Source organism: Agromyces aurantiacus (genome assembly GCF_016907355.1).
GTDB lineage: Bacteria > Actinomycetota > Actinomycetes > Actinomycetales > Microbacteriaceae > Agromyces > Agromyces aurantiacus.
Genome location: NZ_JAFBBW010000001.1, coordinates 2,500,755 through 2,524,487 on the forward strand (window position 1 = coordinate 2,500,755; position 23,733 = coordinate 2,524,487).

Sequence of the window (23,733 nt, forward strand, 5' to 3'; positions counted from 1 at the left end):
GCGCGCGCCGCAGGCCCGCGGTGACCGGGCGGGGTCAGGGCAGGTCGGGGTCGTCCATGCGCACCCGCAGGGTCGGCGGACGGCCCGGACGCCGGCCGGCGACGGGGCGCCTGCGCTCGGTCGCCGCACGGATCGCCTCGGCCTTCAGGCCCGCCGCGACCTCGGCGCCCTGCGCGTACCCGAACCGCACGATCGCCCGCTCGAGGCCCTCCTCGGCGGGCGCGGGGCCGAGCACGTCGACGCCGTCGATGCCGTGAAGGCGCTCGAGTCCCTCGGCGAGGCGCTCCGGACTCGAGACCACCGACGCCATCCGGACAGCCGGGGGGAACCGCAGCGCCCGGCGGGTCTCGAGCTCCTCGGCCGCCCACGCGGGCTGGGTCCAGGTCGCGAGCGCCGTGCCGATCGCACCGCCCACGCCCACGAGGAACACCGGGGCGCCCGGCGCCGCGAGGGCGGCCGCGTCGGACCACCAGCGCAGGCAGTCCTCGGCGACGCGCAACGACTCGCGCAGCAGCATCCGCTCGCCGTCGAGCAGCAGGACCGCACGGTAGCCGCCGTCGGCGATCGGCTCGGCGCCGCGCGTGGCCACGACGAGCTGCGGCTCGGCCGTGACGCGCAGGAGCGGGCGCTCCCCGTCGGAGACCACCACGCGCGAGCGCGGGAACGCCCGGCCGAGCTCCTCGGCCGTGCGACTCGCGCCGACGACGGCCGCGCGCAGCCGCGTGCCCTCGCACACGCGGCAGCGCCATCCGCTCGCCGACGTGCCGCACAACGTGCACTGCGCGGGGCCGCCCGCCCGCGGGACCGCCAGGGCCCCGCCGCACGCCGTGCAGCGCGCGGGCTCGCGGCAGCGGTCGCACACCAGCAGGGGCGCGTGCCCCGGACGGGCGACCTGGACGAGCACGGGTCCGTGCGCGATCGCCTCCTGCGCCTCGCGCCATGCGGCGGACGGGATGCGCGCACCGCCGCTCTCGGGCGCCGCCTGCTGCTCGGTGAGCACCACGCGCGGCCGGGCGCCGCGCCGGAGGGGCACGTCGTGCACCCAGCCCACCTCCACGAGGCGCTGCACGTCGACGCTGCGCGTGTGACCGAGCAGCACCAGCGCGGCGCCCGACTGCTCCTGCCGGATCAGCGCGGCATCGCGCGCGTGCACGCCCGGCGCGAGCGGCTCGGACTGCAGCGGGTCGCCGTCGTCGAACAGCGCGATCAGGCCGAGCCGGGCCGCCGGGGCGTACACCGTCGACCGGTTGCCGATCACCACGCGCGCGGCCTCGCCGGTCGCGTCGAGGAACGCCCGGTACCGATCGGGACCGGACTGCCGGGCGTCGGTGCGCAGCACGCGCCGGCGATCGACGAGCGCGGCGAGCGCCGCCTCGAGCTGCTCCTGGTCGCGGTAGTCGGGCACCGCGAGCAGCGAGGACCGGTCGTGGGCGAGCACGTGCGCCGCGGACTCGGCGAGCGTCACCGCCCAGGCGCCGACCCACGTGCCCGAGGGCAGCCGGACGGGGCGTGCATCGGCGGCCAGCGCCATCCGCTCGCCCGCCGCGAGGCCGCGCTCGACGCGGCCCGGCTCGTACCCGTCGATCGCCGGTGCCGACCCGGGCAGCGGCCCGGGATCGACCGGATCGGCGCGCCACGCCTTCTCGGCGCGCACGTAGCGGGCGGGGATGGCGATGCGCAGGATGTCGCTCGCGTTGCCGGCCGCCCGGTCGGCGGCCGCGCGGGCGAGCCGCCACACGTCGGGCATCAGCAGCGGCACGTCGGTCACGACGTCGTCGACCTCGCTCAGCTCGCCCCGGTACTCGGAGCGCTCGGCGAGTTCGACGACCCACGCGTGCGCGATCCGCCCGCCGGAGCGCAGCGGCACGCGGACCCGCACCCCTGGCGCGACCGCGCTCGCGAGCCGCTCGGGCACGCGGTAGTCGAGCAGCGTGTCGAGCTGCGGCAGCGGCGAGTCGACGAGCACCCTCGCCACCGGCCCGCCGGCCACGTCAGAGCCCGGCGGCGGCGCGGAGGTCGTCGACGCGGTCGAGCCGCTCCCACGTGAACGCGGGCAGCTCGCGGCCGAAGTGGCCGTAGGTGGCCGTGTCGGCGTAGATCGGCCGCAGCAGGTCGAGGTCGCGGATGATCGCGGCGGGACGCAGGTCGAACACCTCGCGGATCGCCCCGATGATGCGCTCCTCGGGCACGTGCCCGGTGCCGAACGTCTCGACGTAGAGGCCCACGGGCGCCGCCGCGCCGATCGCGTACGCGACCTGCAGCTCGAGCCGGTCGGCGAGGCCCGCGGCGACGGCGTTCTTGGCGACCCAGCGCATCGCGTACGCGGCCGACCGGTCGACCTTCGACGGGTCCTTGCCGCTGAACGCGCCGCCGCCGTGCCGGCTCGCGCCGCCGTAGGTGTCGATGATGATCTTGCGGCCCGTGAGCCCGGCATCGCCCTGCGGGCCGCCGATCTCGAAGCGGCCGGTCGGGTTGATCAGCACCTTCAGGTCGGGGCGCGACAGCTCGACGCGGTCGAGCACCGGCCGGATCACCAGCTCTTCGACCTCGGCGCGCAGCTGCTCGGTCGACACGCTCGGCGCGTGCTGGGTCGAGAGCACGACCGTCTCGATGGTGCGCGCGGTCTGCCCCTCGTACCCGACGGTGACCTGCGTCTTGCCGTCGGGGCGCAGGTAGTCGAGCTCGCCGTCCTTGCGGACGCGAGCGAGCCGCTCGGCGAGCCGGTGGGCGAGCCAGATCGGCACGGGCATGAGCTCGGGCGTCTCGCGCACGGCGTAGCCGAACATGATGCCCTGGTCGCCCGCGCCCTGGCGGTCGAGCTCGTCGATGCTCGCGCCCTCGCGCGACTCGTAGGCGTGGTCGACGCCCTGCGCGATGTCGGGCGACTGGCCGCCGATCGACACCGACACGCCGCATGACCGGCCGTCGAACCAGACGTCGGACGAGTCGTAGCCGATCGAGGTGATCCGGTCGCGCACGATCGCGGGGATCTCGACGTACCCCGACGTCGAGACCTCGCCGGCCACGTGCACGAGCCCCGTGGTCACGAGGGTCTCGACGGCGACCCGGGCATGCGGGTCGACCGCGAGCAGCGCGTCGAGGATCGCGTCGGAGACCTGGTCGCAGATCTTGTCGGGGTGGCCCTCGGTGACGGATTCGGAGGTGAACTGGCGCAGTGCGCTCATGCGGGGTGGGATTCCTTCGTCGTGGATGCGGCGCGGGCGTCGTCTCCCCGGGCGAGCCGGGCGGCGACGACGTCGAGGATGCCGTGCGCCACCGACATCTTGCTCCCGGAGGCCTCGGCGAGGACCTCGTCGGACGGGCCGATGATCGAGACCGCGTTCTCGTCGGCGGCGAACCCCTTCGACCAGCCGACGTGGTTGACCACGAGGAGGTCGGCGCCCTTCGCGCGCCGCTTGCCGCGGCCGAGCTCGAGCAGGCGTTCGGAGTCGGGCTCGGTCTCGGCCGCGAACCCCACCAGCAGGGTGCCGTCGTGCGGCGCGGCGCCGAGCTCGGCGAGGATGTCGGGGTTGCGCACCAGTTCGAGCGTCATCCGCTCTTCGCCGTCGACCTTCTTGATCTTCGCCTCGCTGACGCTCGCGGGCCGGAAGTCGGCGACTGCGGCGGCCATCACGACCACGTCGGCGGCGGCGGCCGCCTCGACCATGGCCTCGCGCAGCTCGAGCGCCGTCGACACCGCGCGCACGCGGCATCCGCCGGGCTCGCCGACCTCGAGGTTCGCGGCCACGAGCGTGACGTCGGCGCCGCGCGCCGCCGCCGCTTCGGCGATCGCGACGCCCTGCTTGCCGCTCGAGCGGTTGCCGAGGAAACGCACGGGATCGAGCGGCTCGCGCGTGCCGCCCGCCGAGACGACGATGCGGCGACCGGCGAGGTCGCGTCCGTGCGGGCGCGGCTCGGACGCCGAACCGGACGAGGGCGACGCGTGCCGGTCGGCGACCTCGAGTGCGGCCGCGACGATCACATCGGGCTCCTCCAGCCGGCCGGGGCCGCTGTCGCTGCCCGTCAGCTGGCCGACTGCGGGTCCGACGATCGTCACGCCGCGCGCGCGGAGCGTCGCCACGTTGGCGCGCGTCGCCGGATGGTTCCACATCTCGGTGTGCATCGCCGGGGCGATGACGACGGGCGCCTCGCTCGCGAGCACCGTGTTGCCGAGCAGGTCGTCGGCCAGGCCCGCGGCGAGCTTCGCGATGCTGTTCGCGGTCGCCGGGGCGATCACGATGAGATCGGCCGCCTGCCCGATGGCCACGTGGCGCACCTCGGCGACGCCCTCGTAGAGATCGGTGTGCACCGGGTTGCGCGAGATCGCCTCGAGCGTCGGCCGCCCGACGAACCGCAGCGCCGACTCGGTCGGCACGACGTGCACGTCGTGGCCGGCGAGCACGAGCGAGCGCACGACCGACACGGCCTTGTACGCCGCGATGCCGCCGGTGATGCCGACGACGATGTTCAGCGCCATGCGCGCCTGCCGGCTACTCGCCGATCGGGCGGAGGCGCAGCTTGTCCTCGTTGATCTCGTGGAGGGCGACCGTGAGCGGCTTGTCGTCGATCGACGAGTCGACGAGCGGGCCGACGTTGTCGAACAGGCTGCCCTCGTGGAGGTCGGCGTAGTAGTCGTTGATCTGGCGGGCCCGCTTGGAGGCGAAGATGACCAGCTGGTACTTCGAGTCGACCTTCGACAGCAGGTCGTCGATCGGCGGGTCGATGATGCCGGACAGCTTCTCAGCCATGGAGGGCTCCTTCTGGGTGAGGCGCACCGTCGGTGCGCGGAAGATCGTGGCGCGAGGCAGGCTGACGCCGGCCCCGTCGAGGCCGCATCAAGTCTACGACCTTCTGGGCGGCCTCGCGGACCTCGTGGTTGACGACCTGGTGGTCGAACTCCTCGACGGCCGCGAGTTCGACCTTCGCGGTCTCGAGCCGGCGCTGCTGTTCGGCTGGGCTCTCGGTGCCGCGACCGACGAGCCGGCGAACGAGTTCGTCCCAGGTCGGCGGCAGCAGGAAGACCAACGTCGCCTCGGGCATCGCCCGGCGCACCGAGCGCGCACCCTGGATGTCGATCTCGAGCAGCACGCTGTGGCCCGCGGCGATGGCCTGCTCGACGGGCCGGCGCGGAGTGCCGTACCGCGACGCGTTGTGCACCGTCGCCCACTCGAGGAGCTCGCCGTCGGCGATCATGCGGTCGAACTCGTCGTCGGTGACGAAGTAGTAGTGCTCGCCCTCGACCTCGCCGGGGCGGGGCGGCCGGGTCGTCGCCGAGACCGAGAGCTTCACGTCGGGGTGGTGCTCGCGGATGTACCCCGCGACCGTGCCCTTGCCCACGGCGGTGGGGCCCGCCAGCACGACGAGGCGGTCGCCCGTGCCGCCGTGCTCGGCGACCCACTCGGCCGTGAACTCGCGCAGGCGCCGGCGCTGGAGCCGCCCGAGGCCGCCGAGGCGCTTCGAGTTCGCGATCTGCAGGTCGTCCATGATCCGCGTGCACTTGGTCTGCCCGATCGCGGGGATCGAGGTGAGGAACTCGGTGACGCGCAGGCGTCCCTCCACGCCCTCGGGCTCCTCGAACGCGGCCCGCAGCACGTCGAGCGGGCTCCGCGCACCGGACGCGACCTCGTGCTTCACGGCGGCTCGCGCGCGCCGGGCGGCGACGGCCGCGCGCGACGCGGCGACGCGGTCGACCTCGGGCGGAGCGGATGCCACGGGGCGATCAGACACGGGCGGCTCCGATCTCGTCGACGCGGCGCACGATCGCCTCGGCCAGGCCGTCGGGGCCCTCGCCGAGCAGCGAACGCGACTCGCTGACGATCACGCCCGCCGCCAGCGAGCCGTAGATCGCGTCGAGGTCGCGCACGTCGGCCCCCTGGTGGCCGAAGCCCGGCGCGAGCACGGGCAGCGTCGGCACGGCCGGATCGGCCGAGGTGTCGATGCCGGTCGAGCCGAGGTCGACGGTCGCGCCGAGCACGACGCCGATCGAGCCCATGGGCCGGTCGGTCGCATCCTCGCGGGCGGCGTTCCACGCCGCGACGCCCGCGCAGATCGCGCCGGCGACCGTGTCGCCCTCGCGGCTGGACTGCTGCAGCACCGCGCGCTGGATCGCGGCCGCTTCGGGGTTGGAGGTCGCCGCGAGGACGAACAGGCCCTTGCCCGCGCCATCCGCCCGGCGCATGACCGACTCGATCGAGCCGAGGCCCTGGAAGGCGCTGATCGTCATGGCGTCGGACTCGAGGCTCGAGCCGGGCCGCAGCCAGGCCTCGCCGTAGGCGTCGACGCTCGTGCCGATGTCGCCGCGCTTGACGTCGGCGATCACGATGAGGCCGGCGTCGCGCGCCTCGGCCAGCACGCGCTCGAGCGCAAGGTAGCCGGCCGCACCGTGGCGCTCGAAGAACGCCACCTGCGGCTTGACGATCCCGGCTCGCCCGGCCGCGGCGTCGATCACCCGCAGGCCGAACTCGCGCACGCCGCCCGCCGAGTCGTCGAGGCCCCACCGGTCGAGCAGCGACGCATGCGGGTCGATGCCGACGCACAGGCGGCCCCACGCGGCGAACGCGCCGTGCAGGCGCTCGCCGAACGAGACGGTTCCGTTCACGCGACCACCTCGGCGGCGGCGCGACGCGCCGTGTACTCCTGCAGGCTCGTCACCTCGAACCCGCCCTTGACGGCGTCGAGCGAGGCGACGGCGGCCGAGAGCTCGGCGATCGTGGTGAAGAGCGGGATGTCGGCGGCGACGGCTGCGGCGCGGATCTCGTAGCCGTCGGCCCGCGCGGATCGTCCGCTCGGGGTGTTCACGACGACGTCGATCTCGCCGCGGTGGATCAGCTCGACCACCGAGGGCGCGGACTCGTCGTGCTTCTCGCTGAACTTCAGCACCGTGCCGGCCTGGATGCCGTTGCGACGCAGCACCTCGGCGGTGCCCTCGGTCGCGACGAGCTCGTAGCCGAGCTGCAGCAGCCGCAGGGCCGGCAGGACGATCGCGCGCTTGTCGCGGTCGGAGACCGACACGAACACGCGGCCCGAGAGCGGCATGCCGCCGTAGGCGGCCAGCTGGCTCTTGGCGAACGCGGTCGGGAAGTCCTTGTCGATGCCCATGACCTCGCCCGTCGAGCGCATCTCGGGGCCGAGCACCGAGTCGACCATGATGCCCTCGCGGGTCCGGAACCGGTGGAACGGCAGCACGGCCTCCTTCACGGCGACCGGCGCGTCCAGCGGCACGCGCGAGCCGTCGACCTCGGGCAGCAGGCCCTCGGCGACGAGCTCGCGGATCGTCGCGCCGACCATGATGCGCGAGGCGGCCTTCGCGAGCGGGATGCCGAGCGCCTTGGAGACGAACGGCACGGTGCGGCTCGCTCGGGGGTTCGCCTCGAGCACGTAGAGCACGCCGGCGCCGATCGCGAACTGCACGTTCAGCAGGCCCTGCACGCCGATGCCCTCGGCGATCGCGCGGGTCGCCTCGCGCACGCGGTCGATCTCGGCACGGCCGAGCGTCACGGGCGGCAGCGTGCAGCTCGAGTCGCCGGAGTGGATGCCGGCCTCCTCGATGTGCTCCATCACGCCGCCGACGTAGAGCTCGGTGCCGTCGTAGAGCGCGTCGACGTCGATCTCGATCGCGTCGTCGAGGAACCGGTCGACGAGCAGCGGATGCGTCGGGCCGACGATGCCCTGGCCCTCGATGCGCGCGAAGTAGTCGTGCAGGGAGGCCGTGTCGTACACGATCTCCATGCCGCGACCGCCGAGCACGTAGCTCGGGCGGACGAGCACCGGGTAGCCGATCTGCTCGGCGACCTGCACGGCGCCCGCCAGGTCGGTCGCGGTGCCGTTGCGCGGGGCCAGGAGGCCTGCGGTCTCGAGGATGCCCGCGAACTGGCCGCGCTCCTCGGCCAGGTCGATCGCCTCGGGGCTCGTGCCGAGGATCGGAACGCCCGCGGCCTCGAGGCCCTTCGCGAGGCCGAGCGCCGTCTGGCCGCCGAGCTGCACGACGACGCCGACGAGCTCGCCCGACTGCGCCTCGGCGTGGATGACCTCGAGCACGTCCTCGAGCGTGAGCGGCTCGAAGTAGAGGCGGTCGCTCGTGTCGTAGTCGGTCGAGACGGTCTCGGGGTTGCAGTTGATCATGATCGTCTCGAACCCCGCGTCGGAGAGCGCGAACGACGCGTGCACGCACGAGTAGTCGAACTCGACGCCCTGGCCGATGCGGTTCGGGCCCGAGCCGAGGATGACGACCTTGCGGCGCTCGCTCGGCGCGACCTCGGTCTCGAGGTCGTAGCTCGAGTAGTGGTACGGCGTGAGCGCCGGGAACTCGCCCGCGCACGTGTCGACGGTCTTGAACACCGGTCGGATGCCGAGGATGTGCCGCACCTCGCGCACGTCGGCCTCGCCGAAGCCGCGGAGCTGGCCGATCTGCGCGTCGGAGAACCCGTGCTCCTTCGCGAGCAGCATGGTCTCGGTGTCGAGCGCCGGAGCGGCCGCGACGTGCTCGGCGACCTCGTTGATCAGCGCGATCTGGTCGAGGAACCACGGGTCGATCTTGGTGGCCTCGAAGGCCTGCTCGATCGTGGCGCCCTTGCGCAGCGCCTGCTGCACGAGCACGATCCGGCCGTCGGTGGGCACCTGCGCGGCCTCGAGCAGCTCGTCGGCCGAACGGGGCTCGTCCTCCCAGTGGAAGCTCGAGCCGCGCTTCTCGAGCGAGCGCAGCGACTTCTGCAGCGCCGTCGTGAAGTTGCGCCCGATGGCCATCGCCTCGCCGACCGACTTCATGGTCGTCGTGAGCGTCGGGTCGGCGGCCGGGAACTTCTCGAACGCGAACCGCGGCACCTTGACGACGATGTAGTCCAGCGTCGGCTCGAAGCTCGCCGGGGTCACCTTCGTGATGTCGTTGGGGATCTCGTCGAGCCGGTAGCCGATCGCGAGCTTCGCGGCGATCTTCGCGATCGGGAAGCCCGTCGCCTTGGACGCGAGCGCGGACGAGCGCGACACGCGCGGGTTCATCTCGATGACGATGATGCGGCCGTCGACCGGGTCGACGGCGAACTGGATGTTGCAGCCGCCGGTGTCGACGCCGACGGCGCGGATGATGTCGATGCCGATGTCGCGGAGCTTCTGGTACTCGCGGTCGGTCAGGGTGAGCGCCGGCGCGACCGTGATCGAGTCGCCCGTGTGCACGCCGACCGGGTCGACGTTCTCGATCGAGCAGACCACGACCGTGTTGTCGGCGGTGTCGCGCATGAGCTCGAGCTCGTACTCCTTCCAGCCGAGGATGGACTCCTCGAGGAGCACCTCGGTGGTCGGCGAGTCGTGCAGGCCCTGCGTCACGATGCGGACGAGGTCCTCCTCGGTGTATGCGAAGCCCGACCCGAGGCCGCCCATGGTGAACGAGGGGCGGACCACGAGCGGGTAGCCGAGGTCCTGCGCGAACTCCTTGGCCTGCTCGAGCGTCGTGGCGACGTGCGAGCGGGCGACATCCGCGCCGGCCTCGATCACGAGGTCCTTGAAGAGCTGGCGGTCCTCGCCCTTGCGGATGGCGTCCACCTTCGCGCCGATCAGCTCGACGCCGTGCTTGTCGAGGATCCCCGCGTCGTGCAGCGCGATCGCCGCGTTCAGCGCGGTCTGCCCGCCGAGCGTGGGGAGCACGGCGTCGGGCCGCTCCTTGACGATGATCGACTCGATCACCTCGGGGGTGATGGGCTCGACGTAGGTGGCGTCGGCGAAGTCGGGGTCGGTCATGATCGTCGCCGGGTTCGGGTTGACGAGGATGACGCGCACCCCCTCGGCGCGCAGCACCCGGCACGCCTGGGTGCCCGAGTAGTCGAACTCGGCCGCCTGGCCGATGACGATCGGGCCCGACCCGATCACGAGGACGGAATTGATGTCGTCGCGCTTGGGCATTACTGCGCGTCCTCCTGGCTGGTCTGCTGGTTCTTGCTCGCGATGACCATCTCGCGGAACCGGTCGAAGAGGTAGTTCGCGTCGTGCGGGCCGGCGGCCGACTCCGGGTGGTACTGCACGGAGAACGCGGGGATGTCGAGGCAGTTCAGTCCCTCGACGACGTTGTCGTTGAGGCCGACGTGGCTGACCTCGACGCGGCCGAAGCCCTCCGCCGAGTCGCTGACGCGGTCGGTCGGCGCGGCGACGGCGAAGCCGTGGTTGTGTGCGGTGATCTCGACCCGGCCGGTCTCGCGGTCGAGCACGGGCTGGTTGATGCCGCGGTGCCCGAAGGGCAGCTTGTAGGTCTCGAAGCCCAGCGCACGCCCCAGCAGCTGGTTGCCGAAGCAGATGCCGAAGTACGGCAGGCCCGCTCGCAGCGCGCTGCGCAGCAGCTCGACGTGGCGATCGGATGCGCCGGGGTCCCCGGGGCCGTTGGAGAAGAACAGCGCGTCGGGGTGCAGCGCCAGGACGTCGTCAGCGGTCACGGTCTGCGGCAGCACGTGGACGTCGAAGCCGCGTTCGGCGAGGTACTTCAGGGTGGACGTCTTGACGCCGAGGTCGAGCACGGCGACCGAGCCGACGCGCTCGCCGACCGCGTCGAGCGAGTAGAGCTCGGCGGTCGACACCGCGCCCGAGAGGTTGCGGCCGGCCATCTGCTCGCCGCCCTGCACGAGCTCGAGCTGCTCGCCGGGCGAGAGGAACGCGTCCTCGCCCGAGAAGATCCCGGCGCGCATGGCGCCGAGCGAGCGGATGTGCCGCGTGACGGCGCGCGTGTCGATGCGGCTGATGCCGACGATGCCGGCCTCGGCCAGGTCGTCGTCGAGGCTGCGCTGGGATCGGAAGTTCGACACGACGCGCGAGGGGTCGCGCACGACGAAGCCCGCCACCCAGATCCTCGCGGACTCCATGTCCTCGTCGTTCATGCCCGTGTTGCCGATGTGCGGCGCGGTCATGAGCACGATCTGCCCGGCGTACGACGGGTCGGTGAGGGTCTCCTGGTAGCCGGTCATGCCGGTCGCGAAGACGGCCTCGCCGAAGGTGCGGCCGCGCGCGCCGTACGCACGGCCCTCGTAGCGCGTGCCGTCCTCGAGCACGAGCACGGCCCGGTCGAGGTCGATCGGGACCGGAACGGACCCGGCGTCGGTGGTGGTGGCGTCGTCGGGAAGGGGGTTCGGGGTCTCAGGCATCCGAGGCCTCGCTCTCTGCGTTCGATGCGTCGGGCCGCGGCGCCTCGGGCGCGGCGGCGATGTCGTTCAGGGCGGCGACGAGCCGGGACGAGTCGCCCGGGTAACGGCACCGCAGGTAGCTGTCGACCCTGGTCGGCGCCTCGGGCTCCGACCGGTCGTCGACGATCCAGGTGAGGGCGACCAGGCCCTCGGGCTCGACCCCGCGATCGATCGCGTAGGTCGCGGTCCCGGCCGCCGCGAGGCGCTCGGCCGGGATGAAGCTCGGCAGCTCGCCCGCGACGCGCAGCAGCACGCCCTGGGGGTGCAGCTCCACGCGCGCCGAGCCGCGGAACGCCAGCCCCTCGACCGCGAGCCGCTCGAGCGGCTGGGCCTCGGGGGTGGTCGCGACGTAGAGCGCCTCGACCTCGAGGGTCGGCGTGCCGAGCCCGGCGGGCGTCGGGTACGCCGCGAGGGTCTCGTCGCGGACGGTCCGTCGGCGCCACGAGCGCAGCATGAGCCAGCCGGCGACGCCCACGAGCGCCACCGCGATGACCGTGCCGACGATCCAGCCGCTATCCACGTGCGACCTCCGCGGTCCCCGCGAGGCGGGCGGCCGCCGCGGCGATCTCGTCGGCGGGGCGGACCGTGCCGTCGAGCACGGTCGGCACGCCGCGGTGGAACGTCGCGACGACGCGGCCGGGGAGCGTGCGACCGAGGTAGGGCGAGTTCGCGCTGCGGCCGGCGAGCCGGTCGACGGCGAACTCGGCCGAGGCGGCGGGGTCGACGAGCGTGAGCTCCGCGCTCGATCCCGCCGCGATCGGCTCGCCGTGCCCGCTCAACCGCCCGATGCGTGCGGGCGTCGTGGAGAGCACGCGCGCGACGTCCGCCCAGCCGAGGAGGCCGGGGTCGACCATCGTCTGCTGCACGACCGAGAGCGCCGACTCGAGCCCGACCATGCCGTTGGCCGCGGCATCCCACTCGCACTCCTTCGCCTCGACCGGGTGCGGCGCGTGGTCGGTCGCGACGATGTCGATCGTGCCGTCGGCGAGCGCGGCGCGCAGCGCCTCGACGTCCTCCTGCCGGCGCAGCGGCGGGTTGACCTTGTAGCGGGGGTCGTAGCCCGCGACGAGCTCCTCGGTGAGGAGGAGGTGATGCGGCGTGACCTCGGCCGTGACGTCGATGCCGCGGGCCTTCGCCCAGCGGATCACCTCGACCGATCCGGCGGTCGAGACGTGGCACACGTGCAGGCGCGAGCCGACGTGCTCGGCGAGGAGCACGTCGCGCGCGATGATCGACTCCTCGGCGACCGCGGGCCAGCCGGCGAGGCCGAGCTCGCCCGAGAGCGCGCCCTCGTTCATCTGCGCGCCCTGCGTGAGGCGCGGCTCCTGGGCGTGCTGCGCGATCACGCCGTCGAACGCCTTGACGTACTCGAGCGCGCGGCGCATGAGCAGGGGGTCGAACACGCAGAAGCCGTCGTCGCTGAAGACCCGGACACGGGCCCGCGAGGCGGCCATCGCGCCGAGCTCGGCGAGCTGCTCGCCCTTCAGGCCGACGGTGACCGCGCCGATCGGCTGCACGGTCGCGTACCCCGCGGCCTCGCCGAGCGAGAGCTCCTGCTCGACGACGCCCGCGGTGTCGGCGACGGGGAAGGTGTTCGCCATCGCGAAGACGGCGGTGAACCCGCCCGCGGCGGCCGCCTGCGTGCCGGTCAGCACCGTCTCGCTCTGCTCGTAGCCCGGCTCGCGCAGGTGCGTGTGCAGGTCGACGAGGCCGGGGAGGGCGACGAGCCCGTCGGCGTCGATCACCGTCGCGCCCGCGGCATCCGCCACCGAGCCGACCTCGGCGATGCGCCCGCCGTCGAGCAGGATGTCGGCGCGCTCGCCCGTGGGCAGGGCGGCGCCGCGGAGGAGGAAGGACTCGCCCATCACGCCTCACCCCGCTCGCCGGACAGCAGCAGATAGAGGGCGGCCATTCTCACTGATACTCCGTTCGCAACCTGCTCGCGCACCGTGGACTGCGACGAGTCGGCGGCGCGGGCGGCGATCTCGAGCCCGCGGTTCATCGGGCCGGGATGCATCACCATGGTAGTCGTCGGCAGCTGGGCGAATCGGTGGTCGTCCAGCCCCCAGGTGCGCGCGTACTCCCGGCTGTTCGGGAAGAACGCGCCGTGCATGCGCTCCGCCTGGATGCGGAGCATCATGACGACGTCGGGCGCGGCCGCGAGCGCGCGGTCGAGGTCGTACTCGATCGCGGCGGGCCACCCGGTCACGTCGACCGGGACGAGCGTGGGCGGCGCGACGAGGGTCACCTCGGCGCCGAGCGTCTCGAGCAGCCACACGTTCGAGCGCGCGACGCGCGAGTGCAGGATGTCGCCGACGATCACGACGCGCACGCCGTCGAGGTCGCGACCGCGCGACGCCGTGCCGTGCAGGCGCCGGCGCATGGTGAACGCGTCGAGCAGCGCCTGGGTGGGGTGCTCGTGCGTGCCGTCGCCGGCGTTGACGACGCCCGCGTCGATCCATCCGCTCGTCGCCAGGGTGAACGGAGCGCCCGATGACGGATGCCGGATCACGACGCCGTCGGCGCCCATCGCCTGCAGGGTCTGCGCCGTGTCCTTCAGGCTCTCACCCTTCGAGACGCTCGAGCCCTTGGCGCTGAAGTTGATGACGTCGGCCGACAGGCGCTTCGCCGCGGCCTCGAACGAGATGCGCGTGCGCGTCGAGTCCTCGAAGAAGAGGTTCACGACCGTGCGGCCGCGCAGCGTCGGCAGCTTCTTGACCTCGCGCTCCTGCACCGCCGCCATGTCCTCGGCGACGTCGAGCAGTGCGATCGCGTCGTCACGCTCGAGGTCGCGCGTGCTCAGCAGGTGCCTCATGCGTCGCCCCCCTCGATGGTGACGGCGTCCTCCCCGTCGACCTCGGCGAGCCGCACGTTGATGCGCTCGCGCGCGGAGCTCGGCAGGTTCTTGCCCACGTAGTCGGCGCGGATCGGGAACTCGCGGTGGCCGCGGTCGACGAGCACGGCCAGGCGCACCGCGCGGGCGCGGCCGAGGTCGGCGAGGGCGTCGAACGCGGCGCGGATGGTGCGGCCGGAGTAGAGCACGTCGTCGACGAGCACCACCACCCGGCCGTCGACGCCGTCGCCGGGCACCTGGGTGGGGTGCGGCGCGCGCACGGGATTGCGGCCGAGGTCGTCGCGGTACATCGTCACGTCGAGCGCACCGGCGGGCACGTCGACGCCGGCGATCCGGGACACGATCCGGGCGAGTCGCTCGGCCAGCACCACGCCGCGCGTGGGGATGCCGAGGAGGACGAGATCGTCGGCGCCGCGATTGGCTTCGAGGATCTCGTGGGCGATGCGGGTCAGCGCCCGCTCGAGGTCAGCCTGCTGCAACACGGTGCGCACAGCGATGCGGACTCCCTTCTCCGCCTCACGGGACGGGCTTCAAGGTTGTCGGTCGATCGATCCTACCAGCGGCGACCTCCGCATGACGGACGCCCCCCGGACGGGTGCGGTCGCGACGACCCCGCATTCCGATACGGTTCGGGAATGCGATCGCTCCCGGGCCGACCCGTTGCCGTGACCCTGGCGCTGATCGCCTCGGCGTGGGCGTTCCTCCTGCTCCCCCCGCAGCAGCTCGCGTTCTCCGGTGCGTACGCGATGCCACGCTGGCTGTTCGAGCTCGACCGCCTTGCAGGCTACGACGGCGTGCGCGAAGCGCTCGCCGCACTCGGCTGGAGCGACTTCTACCTCGTGTTCGGCGCCGCCGCCGCACTCTCGTTCCTGCTCATCTGGTTCGCGACCGGGCCCGCGTTCGCCGCGCTGGGCTGGTCGGGACGCGTGCTCGGCGGGCTCGTGCTCTTCGGCGGCGTCGTCACGGTGCTCAGCTACCTGAACCATCCGGCCGATGCGCCGCTGCGCTGGATCTGGGGCGGCGAGGCGTTCGTGCTCATGGCCGTCGGCGTCTGGGCGCTGGTGGTCGCGTTCGTCGCGCCTCGCGACGCGTCGATCCCGCGGTGGGAACGGATCCTCCTGGGACTCACGCTCCCGATCCTCGTCGCCGCGACCCTGCTGCTCTCCTACTGGCCGCACGGCACGCTGGTGGGGCTCGGCCTCGAGGCGGCCGCCCTCGCGGCCTGGGGCGCGCGCGCCGATGCGCCCACGGTCGCCCGGGCGGACGAGCCGAAGGCGGTGGCCGCGCGCTGATCCCGCACGTCATCCGCCCCTCTTCGGGGGCCGCGCCCGGGCGGCAGGGCGTGATGCGATCGTGCATGGCCGAGATCATGCTGGCCGTGATGCCGTTCGCAGGCCATGTCGCACCGCTCGCCGCGGTCGCGTCGGCGTTCATCGACGCCGGCCACGGCGTGCGGGTCTACACGGGCCGCGCCTATGCGGAGCGGTTCGCCGCCACCGGCGCCGAGGTCGTGCGCTGGAGCCGCGCCCCGGATTTCGACGAGCACGACCTGCCCGCCACCTTCCCGGCGCTGCGCGGGCGCAAGGGCGCTCGCCAGGCGCTCGCCAACGTCGAGCACGTGTTCATCCGGACGGCCGCCGCACAGGGCGATGACCTTTCGGCTGCGTACCGCGCGCGGGCGTGGGACGTCATCGTCGCCGACGGCCTGAGCCTCGGCGCGCGCATCGCATCCGAACACACGACGACGCCGTGGGTGACCGTGAGCATCGTGCCGCTCACCATCCCCACCCCGGAACTGCCGCCGCCCGGATTCGGCCTGCCCCCGGCACGGAGACCGCTGGGGCACGCCCGCGACCGGCTCCTCCACGCGGCTCTCCGCCTGGGCACGCGCGGACTTCGCCGCGCCTACGACGAGCAGCGCGCGGCCGCCGGACTGGCCCCGTCGTCGATCCCGTTCGAGGTGGTGTTCTCCTCACCCGACCTCGTCTGCGCTTCCGGGATCCCGGAACTGGACTGGCCCAGGCGCTCCTGGCCCGTGCCCGTCGAGTACGTGGGCGCACTGGCGCCGACCGGCCACGGCGACACGGCGCCGCCCGAGTGGTGGGCGGACCTCCCCGAAGACCGCCCCATCGTCCTGGTGACCCAGGGCACGCTCAACGTCGACCCCGACGACCTCATCCGGCCGACGCTCGCCGCACTCGGCCGGCAGCCGGTGTCGATCGTGGCGACCACGGGTCGCGCCGACGCGCCCGGCCTGCCCTTCCCGGCCCCGCCGAACGCGTACGTCGCCGGCCTGGTCGACTACGCAGCGCTGCTCCCCCGCATCGACGCGATGGTCACGAACGGCGGATGGGGCGGAGTGCTCGCCGCGCTCTCGCACGGCGTGCCCCTGATCGTGGCCGGCGGCGACCTGGACAAGCCCGAGATCGCGGGCCGGGTCGCGTGGAGCGGAGCCGGAGTCGACCTCCGGACCGGGACGCCGAGGGCGGGCGCCGTGCTCGCGGCCTGGCGACGGGTGTCGGCCGACCCGCGCTATCGCGAACGGGCCGAGGCGCTCGGCCGCGCACTGCGGCAGCACGACGGGCCGCGAGAGGTCGTCAGCCGCACCGTGGACCTCCTGGATCGGCGACGCGCGGAGGGGCGACGATGACGCCCGAGCGTCAGCCCTTCGCGTGCGAGATGGCCGCGAGCAGCCCGTTGACGAAGCCCGCGGAGTCGTCGGTCGAGAGCACCGTCGCGGCCTCGACCGCCTCGCTGATGGCGACCGGGTCGGGGACCTCGTCGTTGTAGACGATCTCCCACACGCCGATGCGCAGCAGCGCACGGTCGACCGCCGGCATCCGCTCGAGGGTCCAGCCGCGCGAGTGCGTGGTGATGAGCTCGTCGATCTCCTCGCGGTGGTCGACCACGCCGTCGACGATCTCGCGGGCGTACAGCCAGGAGGCCTGGCGCTCGGGCTCGTTCACCGCGCGCTCGGCCTCGGCGGCGAGCAGCTGCTCGACCGGCACCTGGCGCATGTCGGCCGCGTAGAGCAGGTCGAGGGCGCGCTTGCGCGCCTTCGTGCGGGCGCTCACTAGTCGTTCACGCGGCCGAGGTACTCGCCCGAGCGGGTGTCGACCTTGACCTTCGTGCCGGTCTCGAGGAACAGCGGCACCTGGATCTCGTAGCCGGTCTCGACCGTGGCGGGCTTCGTGCCGCCGGTCGAGCGGTCGCCCTGCAGGCCGGGCTCGGTGTAGGTGATCTCGAGCACGACCGACGCGGGCAGGTCGATGTAGAGCGGGTTGCCGTTGTTCAGCGCGATCGTGACGGCCTGGTTCTCGAGCATGAAGTTCGCGGCGTCGCCGACGATCGCGGCGGGGACCGTGACCTGGTCGTAGTCGGTCGTGTCCATGAACACGAAGCCGTCGCCGTCGTTGTAGAGGTAGGTGAAGTCGCGACGGTCGACGTTCTCGATGTCGACCTTCGCGCCGGCGTTGTAGGTCTTGTCGACGACCTTGCCGGTGACGACGTTCTTCAGCTTGGTGCGCACGAACGCGCCGCCCTTGCCGGGCTTGACGTGCTGGAACTCGACGACGCTCCAGAGCTGGCCGTCGATGTTGAGGACGACGCCGTTCTTGATGTCAGCGGTGGATGCCATGGGTGTTTCCGTTCGATGGAGGACGGGAAGTCGAAGGCGCACGAGCGGGCGTGCGACCGATCGAGTCTAGTCGAGACCTATTGATGACGCAGGATCCAGTCGACCGCGAGGCGGTAGGAGTCCGCGCCGAATCCCGCGATCACGCCCGTCGCGACCCCCGAGATGACGCTCGTGTGCCGGAACGTCTCGCGCGTGTGCGGGTTCGACAGGTGCACCTCGACGAGCGGCACGCCCGCGGTCCTCAGCTGCGCCGCGGCATCCCGCAGCGCGTAGCTGTAGTGCGTGAAGGCCGCCGGGTTCAGCACGACGGGCAGGCGCCGGTCGACGGCCTCGTGGATCCAGCCGATGAGCTCGGCCTCGTCGTCGGTCTGGCGCAGGTCGATCTCGACGCCCTCGGGCACGGATGCCGCGAGGCCGGCGCCGATGTCGGCGAGCGACTGCGATCCGTAGACCTCCGGCTCGCGCGAGCCGAGCCGGCCGAGGTTGGGCCCGTTGAGGACGAGGATGGCGGTCACGACGCGATCTCCTGGTAGGCGGCGAAGAGCAGCGACTGGTCGGGCGCGAGCATCACGGTGGGCTTCGCGAGGTCGTCGAGCACGATGAAGCGCAATTGGCCCGCGCGGGCCTTCTTGTCGCGCTGCATGGTCGCGAGCAGCGTGTTCCACCGCCCGGCGGGGTAGCTCGTCGGCAGGCTCAGCAGCTCGAGCACGCGCTTGTGCCGGTCGGCGACGTCGTCGGAGAGCCGGCCGGAGAGGCGCCCGAGCTCGGCGGCGAACGCCAGGCCGACCGCGACGGCGGCGCCGTGACGCCACTGGTAGCGCTCGGCGTGCTCGACCGCGTGCCCGAGCGTGTGACCGTAGTTCAGGATCTCGCGGAGGCCCTGCTCGGTGAAGTCCTCGCTCACCACCTCGGCCTTCATGCGGATGGCGAGCTCGACCACGCGCCGGAACTCGGGCGTTGACGGGTCGGTCGCGACATCCGGGTCGGCCTCGATGACGTCGAGGATCTCGGGGTAGCGGATGAACCCCGCCTTCACGATCTCGGCGAACCCCGCGAGGATCTCGTTGCGCGGCAGCGTGTCGAGCAGCTCGAGGTCGCAGAGCACGGCGGCGGGCGCGTGGAACACGCCCACGAGGTTCTTGCCCTCGTTGGTGTTGATGCCGGTCTTGCCGCCGACCGCGGCGTCGACCATGCCGAGCACGGTCGTCGGTACCTGCACGATGCGCACGCCGCGCAGCCACGTGGCCGCGACGAACCCGGCGAGGTCGGTGACGGCTCCCCCGCCGAGGCCGACGATCACGTCGGTGCGCGTGAAGTCGGCCTGGCCGAGGATCTGCCAGCAGAACGCGGCGACCTCGACGCGCTTGGCCTGCTCGGCGTCGGGCACCTCGGCGAGGAGCACCTCGTACCGGCCGAGGAGCGACTCGCGCACCGCCGCGGCGCGCGCGCCGAGCGTCGGCGGGTGCACGATGAGCACCTTCGCGGCGGCCGTGCCGATGGCGTCGGCGAGGCCGTCGAGCACGCCGCGCCCGATCACGACCTCGTAGCCGGCCTCGCCCCCGACGCGGATGGTGGTGGCCTCGTCGGTCATGCCCTCGCTCCTGCCCACTCGGTGATCTCGTCGACGATCCGCGCGACCGAGCGACGCGAGGTGTCGATGGCGAGCCCGGCGACCTGCTCGTACAGCGGCCGCCGCTCGTCGCGGATGCGGATCCAGCGCTCGACGCCGCCCTCGGCGAGGAGCGGTCGCGTGCCGCCGGTGAGTCGCGGGGCGACCGCCTCGGCGGACACCTGCAGCCACACGACCGCGAGATGCGCGAGGTCTGCCCTCGTGTCGGCGTCGAGCACGGCGCCGCCGCCGAGCGAGACGACCGCCTCCTCGCGGAGCGCCTCGGCGACCACCTCGCGCTCGATCACGCGGAAGTAGGCCTCGCCCTCGCGGGCGAAGATCTCCTCGATCGGCCCGTAGCGCTCGGCGATGCGCTGGTCGGTGTCGACGAACGGCGCGCCGACGGAGGACGCGAGCCGGGCGCCCACGCGCGACTTGCCGGCCCCCATGGGCCCGACGAGCACGATCGGCAGCGGCACCGCGCGCGTCGCGCGCGCGGCCGCCGGCTCACCCGGGACGCCCGTGTCAGGCACGGACGGCGTCGGGCGTCGCGACCTCGCTCGTGAGCGCGTCGGGGATCGCCGCCAGGTAGGCCTCGAGGTTGCGGCGGGTCTCGGCGACCGAGTCGCCGCCGAACTTCTCGAGCACGGCGTTGGCGAGCGTGAGGGCGACCATGGCCTCGGCGACGACGCCGGCCGCGGGCACGGCGCACACGTCGGAGCGCTGGTGGTGCGCGGGCGCCGGTTCGCCGGTCGCCACGTCGACGGTGGGCAACGCGTGCGGCACGGTCGCGATGGGCTTCATGCCGGCGCGCACGCGCAGCACGGTGCCGGTGGACATGCCGCCCTCGGTGCCACCCGCGCGGTCGCTCGCGCGCACGATGCGCCCGTCGGCCAGGTGCAGCTCGTCGTGCGCGGCCGAGCCCCGCCGAGTCGTCGTGAGGAAGCCGTCGCCGACCTCGACGCCCTTGATGGCCTGGATGCCCATGAGCGCGGCCGCGAGCTGCGCGTCGAGTCGGCGATCCCAGTGCACGTGCGAGCCGAGCCCGGGCGGAAGCCCGTAGGCGAGCACCTCGACCACGCCGCCGAGCGTGTCGCCGTCCTTGTGCGCCGCATCGACCTCGGCGACCATGCGCGCACTCGTCTCGGGGTCGAAGCAGCGCAGCGGGTCGGCGTCGAGGGCGTCGACGTCGGCGGGAAGCGGCAGCGCGCTGCCCTCGGGCACGCGCACCGGGCCGATGGCCACCGTGTGCGAGACGAGCCGCACGCCGAGCTCCGCAAGGAATGCGCGCGCCACGGCGCCGAGGGCGACGCGCGCGGCGGTCTCGCGCGCGCTCGCGCGCTCGAGCACCGGACGGGCCTCGTCGAAGCCGTACTTCTGCATGCCGACCAGGTCGGCGTGACCGGGACGCGGGCGCGTGAGCGGCGCCCCACGCCCCTTGCCGAGCGTCGCGGGGTCGACCGGCTCGGGGCTCATGACCTGCTCCCACTTGGGCCACTCGGTGTTGCCGACGCGCAGCGCGACCGGGCTGCCGAGCGTCAGGCCGTGCCGGACGCCGCCCGAGATCGCCAGCTCGTCCTGCTCGAACTTCATGCGCGCGCCACGGCCGTAGCCGAGCTTGCGTCGCGCGAGGTCGGCGCGGATGTCGTCGAGCGTGACGGGGATGCCGGCGGGGAGTCCCTCGAGGATCGCGACCAGCTCGGGGCCGTGCGATTCACCGGCGGTGAGCCAACGGAGCATGCCCACCATCCTCCCACAGCGGGGTCAGAGGCTCCGACGCATGACGTCGAGCACGGCCGCCTCGTCGGGCAGTCGGGCGAGGGGGTCGTCGTTCACGAAGATGCGCACCTGCAGCAGCGCCTGGTGCAGGAGCATGTCGAGTCCGTGGGCGACGCGACCGCCGTGCTCGAGCCAGGAGGCCGCGAGCGCGGTCGGCCATGGCGCGTAGGCGACATCGAGCAGCGGGCCCTGCGCGAGCTCGGCGGACGGGACCACGCCGAGGTCGGTCCCGCCGGGCACCGTGCTGACGACGAGGTCGGCGGGCACCGGCTCGGCGAGCCGCGAGATCGGCCGTACCTCCATGACGAGCCCGAGCGCGTGACCGAGGTCGACCACGGATGCCGCGCGCCCGGCGTCCCGCACGCACACCTCGACGCCGACCGCGCCGAGTTCGGCCATCGCGATGAGCGCCGACGCGGCCGTCGCGCCGCCGCCCACGAGGACGCCGTGCCGGATGGCGTGGACGCCGGAGTCCGCGAGTGCCCGGACGATCCCGCCGATATCGGTGTTGAACCCGAGACGCCGGCCGTCGTCGGCGAGCAGCAACGTGTTCACCGCCCCGGCGCGCTCGGCGAGCCGTTCGACCTCGTCGGCGATCGCGAGCGCCTCGGGCTTCAGCGGCATCGTGAGCGACAGGCCGCGCCATTCGGGTCCGAGGCCGTCGAGGAAGGCCGCGAGGCCGCCCTCCCCCACCTCGACGCGCTCGTAGGTCCAGTCCGTCAGGCCGAGCAGGTCGTAGGCGGCACGATGCAGGCCCGGGCTCTTCGAGTGCGCGATGGGCGACCCGAGCACGGCGAGCCGGCGCGGTCCGGCCGGGGCGTCCGGAACGGCGCGCCCCGCGGCATCCGGTGCCTCGCCCGTCACCCGTTGTCCTCCAGGTACTGCAGGAACCGCTGCACCGCGGCCTCGTGCTCCTCGAGCGTGGCGGAGAAGACCGTCTCGCCGGTCTCGAGGTTCACCGTGACGAAGTAGAGCCACGGTCCGTCGGCCGGATGCAGCGCCGCGTCGATCGCGACGTCGCCGGGGTTGCCGATCGGGCCCGGCGGCAGCCCGGGGTGCACGTAGGTGTTGTAGGGGTTCGACGCGTCGGCTCGCTCGGCATCGGAGGTCTCGACGGTCGAGTCGTCGCCCAGGCCGTAGTGCACGGTGGAGTCGAACTGCAGCAGGCCGCTCTCGAACAGCGCCGGGTCGAGGCGGTTCTTGATGACGCGCGACACCTTGTACGAGTCCTCCTCCGATCCGGACTCGCGCTCGATGAGCGAGGCGACCACGATGGTCTCCCAGCGCTGCTCCGCGGGCACGCCCGCCTCGTCGAGCGCCTGGAACGTGCGGTCCACGAGCGTCTTCACGACCTGCTGGGCGGTGACATCGGGCGGGAAGGTGTACGTCGCGGGGAACAGGAAGCCCTCCACCGAGGTCGCCTGCGCCGGCAGACCGAGCGCCTGCGGGTCGGCCGCCGCGGCCTGCAGCTCCTCGAGCGGGATGCCCGTGGCCGCCGAGGCCGCCGCCAGCGCGTCGCGCGCCCAGAGGCCCTCCTGGATCACGAACGTGTTCTCGAGCTTGTTCGCGGGGTCGAGCAGGGCGTCGAGCGCGGACTTCGCGCTCATCTCGCTCGCGAGCCGGTAGGCGCCCGGATAGAACGTGGGGTGCGGCGAACGGCTCGTCACCTCGTCGATGAACGCCTCCGCCGAGGCCACCACGCCCTCGTCCTCGAGGTTCGACGCGATCGTCACTCCGCCATCGCCCTCGTTGATCATGAACACGACCTCGCCGGAGCCCGAGCCGGAGTAGTCGGCCGGGGGCTCGAAGCGCTCGAGGAACGCGGCGACGGGCGCCTGGAGGAAGAAGAACCAGGCGCCGGCGCCGATCGCGACGAGGACGAGGAGGGCCACGAGACAGCCCATCGCGCGGCGGCCCCGACGGCGGCGCGGCCGGCCGTGCTCGTCGACCTCGTCGGCCGCGGCGGCGCGGCGGTCGGCGCGCGAGGGCCGCGGCGCGGGGTCGTCGTCCCACGGCGCGAACAGGTCGGACGCGTCGGTCGCCGGGTCGCCCTGGCGGGCGGCGGGTCTCCGGCCGTCCGCGGCGCGGACGCGCTCCTCGCCCTCGACGACGGGCTCCTCCCACGGGGCACGCTCGTCGGGTACGGCGCCGCGGGCGGCGCGCTGCTCGTGGGCGAGGCGCTCCTGCTCGGCCCGCCACTCGGCCTGGGCCTGACGCTCCTGCTCAGCCCGCCACTCGGCCTCCGCCTGACGCTCCTGCTCGGCCCGCCACTCGGCCTGGGCCTGACGCTCCTGCTCGGCCCGCCACTCGGCCTCCGCCTGACGCTCCTGCTCGGCCCGCCACTCGGCCTCCGCCTGACGCTCCTGCTCGGCCCGCCACTCGGCCTCCGCCTGACGCTCCTGCTCGGCCCGCCACTCGGCCTCCGCCTGACGCTCCTGCTCGGCCCGCCACTCGGCCTCCGCCTGACGCTCCTGCTCCGCCCGCCACTCGGCCTCGGCACGCCGTTCCTCGAGCTCGGCGATCCGACGGCGCTCGGCCTCGGCGGCGGCGGCGCGTTGCTGCTCCAGCTCGCGCAGCTCCCTCCGGCTCGGCGGTGCCGAGCCGCCTCGCGCGCCCGCCTGAGCGGCGCCCGGCTGGGTCGCGGAGGGATACGGCTGATCGGTGCCGCCGTGTCGCCCTGGGGGGAGCTGGGTCACGG

The 23,733-nt window shown here is 73.4% G+C and carries 21 protein-coding genes and 1 pseudogene; 2 read left to right on the top strand and 20 right to left on the bottom strand.

Going from position 1 to position 23,733, the window contains the following annotated elements; all coding sequences use genetic code 11:
- Nucleotides 1-34: 34 nt before the first annotated feature.
- From JOD46_RS11845 to pyrR, 12 genes and pseudogenes are all read right to left on the bottom strand, one after another.
- Nucleotides 35-1,990 carry a primosomal protein N' family DNA-binding protein gene (locus JOD46_RS11845; protein WP_307835020.1) on the bottom strand — a complete coding sequence of 652 codons (1,956 nt, stop codon included), beginning with the start codon at nucleotides 1,988-1,990 and terminating at the stop codon, nucleotides 35-37.
- 1 nt (nucleotide 1,991) lies between these two features.
- Nucleotides 1,992-3,185: a methionine adenosyltransferase gene (metK, locus tag JOD46_RS11850; protein WP_204394608.1), complete on the bottom strand. Its 1,194-nt coding sequence runs from the start codon at nucleotides 3,183-3,185 to the stop codon at nucleotides 1,992-1,994.
- Nucleotides 3,182-4,483: pseudogene (coaBC, locus tag JOD46_RS11855) on the bottom strand (bifunctional phosphopantothenoylcysteine decarboxylase/phosphopantothenate--cysteine ligase CoaBC); the annotation flags it as partial. The pseudogene coaBC and the gene metK, both read right to left, overlap by 4 nt.
- Before the next feature lie 7 nt (nucleotides 4,484-4,490).
- Nucleotides 4,491-4,748 carry a DNA-directed RNA polymerase subunit omega gene (gene rpoZ / locus JOD46_RS11860; protein ID WP_204394616.1) on the bottom strand — a complete coding sequence of 86 codons (258 nt, stop codon included), beginning with the start codon at nucleotides 4,746-4,748 and terminating at the stop codon, nucleotides 4,491-4,493.
- Nucleotides 4,741-5,727: a guanylate kinase gene (gmk, locus tag JOD46_RS11865; protein WP_372432529.1), complete on the bottom strand. Its 987-nt coding sequence runs from the start codon at nucleotides 5,725-5,727 to the stop codon at nucleotides 4,741-4,743. Before gmk ends, rpoZ begins: the two co-directional genes overlap by 8 nt.
- Entirely contained in the window at nucleotides 5,720-6,598 is an 879-nt protein-coding gene (gene pyrF / locus JOD46_RS11870) for an orotidine-5'-phosphate decarboxylase (protein WP_204394618.1), read from the bottom strand. Before pyrF ends, gmk begins: the two co-directional genes overlap by 8 nt.
- Nucleotides 6,595-9,891 carry a carbamoyl-phosphate synthase large subunit gene (gene carB, locus JOD46_RS11875; RefSeq protein WP_204394625.1) on the bottom strand — a complete coding sequence of 1,099 codons (3,297 nt, stop codon included), beginning with the start codon at nucleotides 9,889-9,891 and terminating at the stop codon, nucleotides 6,595-6,597. The genes pyrF and carB overlap by 4 nt, the downstream gene beginning before the upstream one ends.
- Nucleotides 9,891-11,117, bottom strand: coding sequence for a glutamine-hydrolyzing carbamoyl-phosphate synthase small subunit (gene carA / locus JOD46_RS11880; RefSeq protein ID WP_204394632.1), 1,227 nt, complete (start codon nucleotides 11,115-11,117; stop codon nucleotides 9,891-9,893). Before carA ends, carB begins: the two co-directional genes overlap by 1 nt.
- On the bottom strand, nucleotides 11,110-11,676 hold the full coding sequence (locus JOD46_RS11885) for a PH-like domain-containing protein (protein ID WP_204394634.1): 567 nt from the start codon (nucleotides 11,674-11,676) through the stop codon (nucleotides 11,110-11,112). The genes carA and JOD46_RS11885 overlap by 8 nt, the downstream gene beginning before the upstream one ends.
- The gene (locus JOD46_RS11890) at nucleotides 11,669-13,021 is read right to left on the bottom strand and encodes a dihydroorotase (RefSeq protein WP_204394636.1); all 1,353 of its coding nucleotides are present in this window, start codon (nucleotides 13,019-13,021) and stop codon (nucleotides 11,669-11,671) included. Before JOD46_RS11890 ends, JOD46_RS11885 begins: the two co-directional genes overlap by 8 nt.
- A complete protein-coding gene (locus tag JOD46_RS11895; protein WP_204394638.1) occupies nucleotides 13,021-13,971 on the bottom strand; it encodes an aspartate carbamoyltransferase catalytic subunit in 951 nt (316 codons plus the stop codon). Before JOD46_RS11895 ends, JOD46_RS11890 begins: the two co-directional genes overlap by 1 nt.
- Complete coding sequence (gene pyrR, locus JOD46_RS11900; protein WP_204396597.1) at nucleotides 13,968-14,507, bottom strand: bifunctional pyr operon transcriptional regulator/uracil phosphoribosyltransferase PyrR; 540 nt, start codon at nucleotides 14,505-14,507, stop codon at nucleotides 13,968-13,970. The genes JOD46_RS11895 and pyrR overlap by 4 nt, the downstream gene beginning before the upstream one ends.
- A 138-nt stretch (nucleotides 14,508-14,645) precedes the next feature.
- Here pyrR and JOD46_RS11905 point away from each other — a divergent pair, with 138 nt between their 5' ends.
- Together JOD46_RS11905 and JOD46_RS11910 are read left to right on the top strand one after the other, a co-directional pair.
- Complete coding sequence (locus JOD46_RS11905) at nucleotides 14,646-15,302, top strand: hypothetical protein (protein WP_204394639.1); 657 nt, start codon at nucleotides 14,646-14,648, stop codon at nucleotides 15,300-15,302.
- Nucleotides 15,303-15,367: 65 nt separating this feature from the next.
- Nucleotides 15,368-16,660: a glycosyltransferase gene (locus JOD46_RS11910; protein WP_204394641.1), complete on the top strand. Its 1,293-nt coding sequence runs from the start codon at nucleotides 15,368-15,370 to the stop codon at nucleotides 16,658-16,660.
- 10 nt (nucleotides 16,661-16,670) lie between these two features.
- Here the strand turns inward: JOD46_RS11910 and nusB are convergent, their stop codons facing one another.
- The 8 genes from nusB to mltG all read right to left on the bottom strand — a co-directional run bounded on the left by nusB (nucleotide 16,671) and on the right by mltG (nucleotide 23,731).
- Nucleotides 16,671-17,084, bottom strand: coding sequence for a transcription antitermination factor NusB (gene nusB, locus JOD46_RS11915; protein WP_204394643.1), 414 nt, complete (start codon nucleotides 17,082-17,084; stop codon nucleotides 16,671-16,673).
- A complete protein-coding gene (efp, locus tag JOD46_RS11920; RefSeq protein ID WP_204394646.1) occupies nucleotides 17,084-17,647 on the bottom strand; it encodes an elongation factor P in 564 nt (187 codons plus the stop codon). Before efp ends, nusB begins: the two co-directional genes overlap by 1 nt.
- A 77-nt stretch (nucleotides 17,648-17,724) precedes the next feature.
- On the bottom strand, nucleotides 17,725-18,162 hold the full coding sequence (locus tag JOD46_RS11925) for a type II 3-dehydroquinate dehydratase (RefSeq protein ID WP_204394648.1): 438 nt from the start codon (nucleotides 18,160-18,162) through the stop codon (nucleotides 17,725-17,727).
- The gene (gene aroB / locus JOD46_RS11930) at nucleotides 18,159-19,238 is read right to left on the bottom strand and encodes a 3-dehydroquinate synthase (RefSeq protein ID WP_204394650.1); all 1,080 of its coding nucleotides are present in this window, start codon (nucleotides 19,236-19,238) and stop codon (nucleotides 18,159-18,161) included. The genes JOD46_RS11925 and aroB overlap by 4 nt, the downstream gene beginning before the upstream one ends.
- Nucleotides 19,235-19,789: a shikimate kinase gene (locus tag JOD46_RS11935; RefSeq protein ID WP_307835021.1), complete on the bottom strand. Its 555-nt coding sequence runs from the start codon at nucleotides 19,787-19,789 to the stop codon at nucleotides 19,235-19,237. The genes aroB and JOD46_RS11935 overlap by 4 nt, the downstream gene beginning before the upstream one ends.
- Entirely contained in the window at nucleotides 19,782-20,996 is a 1,215-nt protein-coding gene (gene aroC / locus JOD46_RS11940) for a chorismate synthase (protein WP_204394658.1), read from the bottom strand. The genes JOD46_RS11935 and aroC overlap by 8 nt, the downstream gene beginning before the upstream one ends.
- Before the next feature lie 24 nt (nucleotides 20,997-21,020).
- Nucleotides 21,021-21,899, bottom strand: a complete 879-nt coding sequence (locus JOD46_RS11945; protein ID WP_204394660.1) for a shikimate dehydrogenase — start codon at nucleotides 21,897-21,899, stop codon at nucleotides 21,021-21,023.
- Nucleotides 21,896-23,731 carry an endolytic transglycosylase MltG gene (gene mltG / locus JOD46_RS18945; RefSeq protein ID WP_204394662.1) on the bottom strand — a complete coding sequence of 612 codons (1,836 nt, stop codon included), beginning with the start codon at nucleotides 23,729-23,731 and terminating at the stop codon, nucleotides 21,896-21,898. Before mltG ends, JOD46_RS11945 begins: the two co-directional genes overlap by 4 nt.
- Nucleotides 23,732-23,733: the final 2 nt, after the last annotated feature.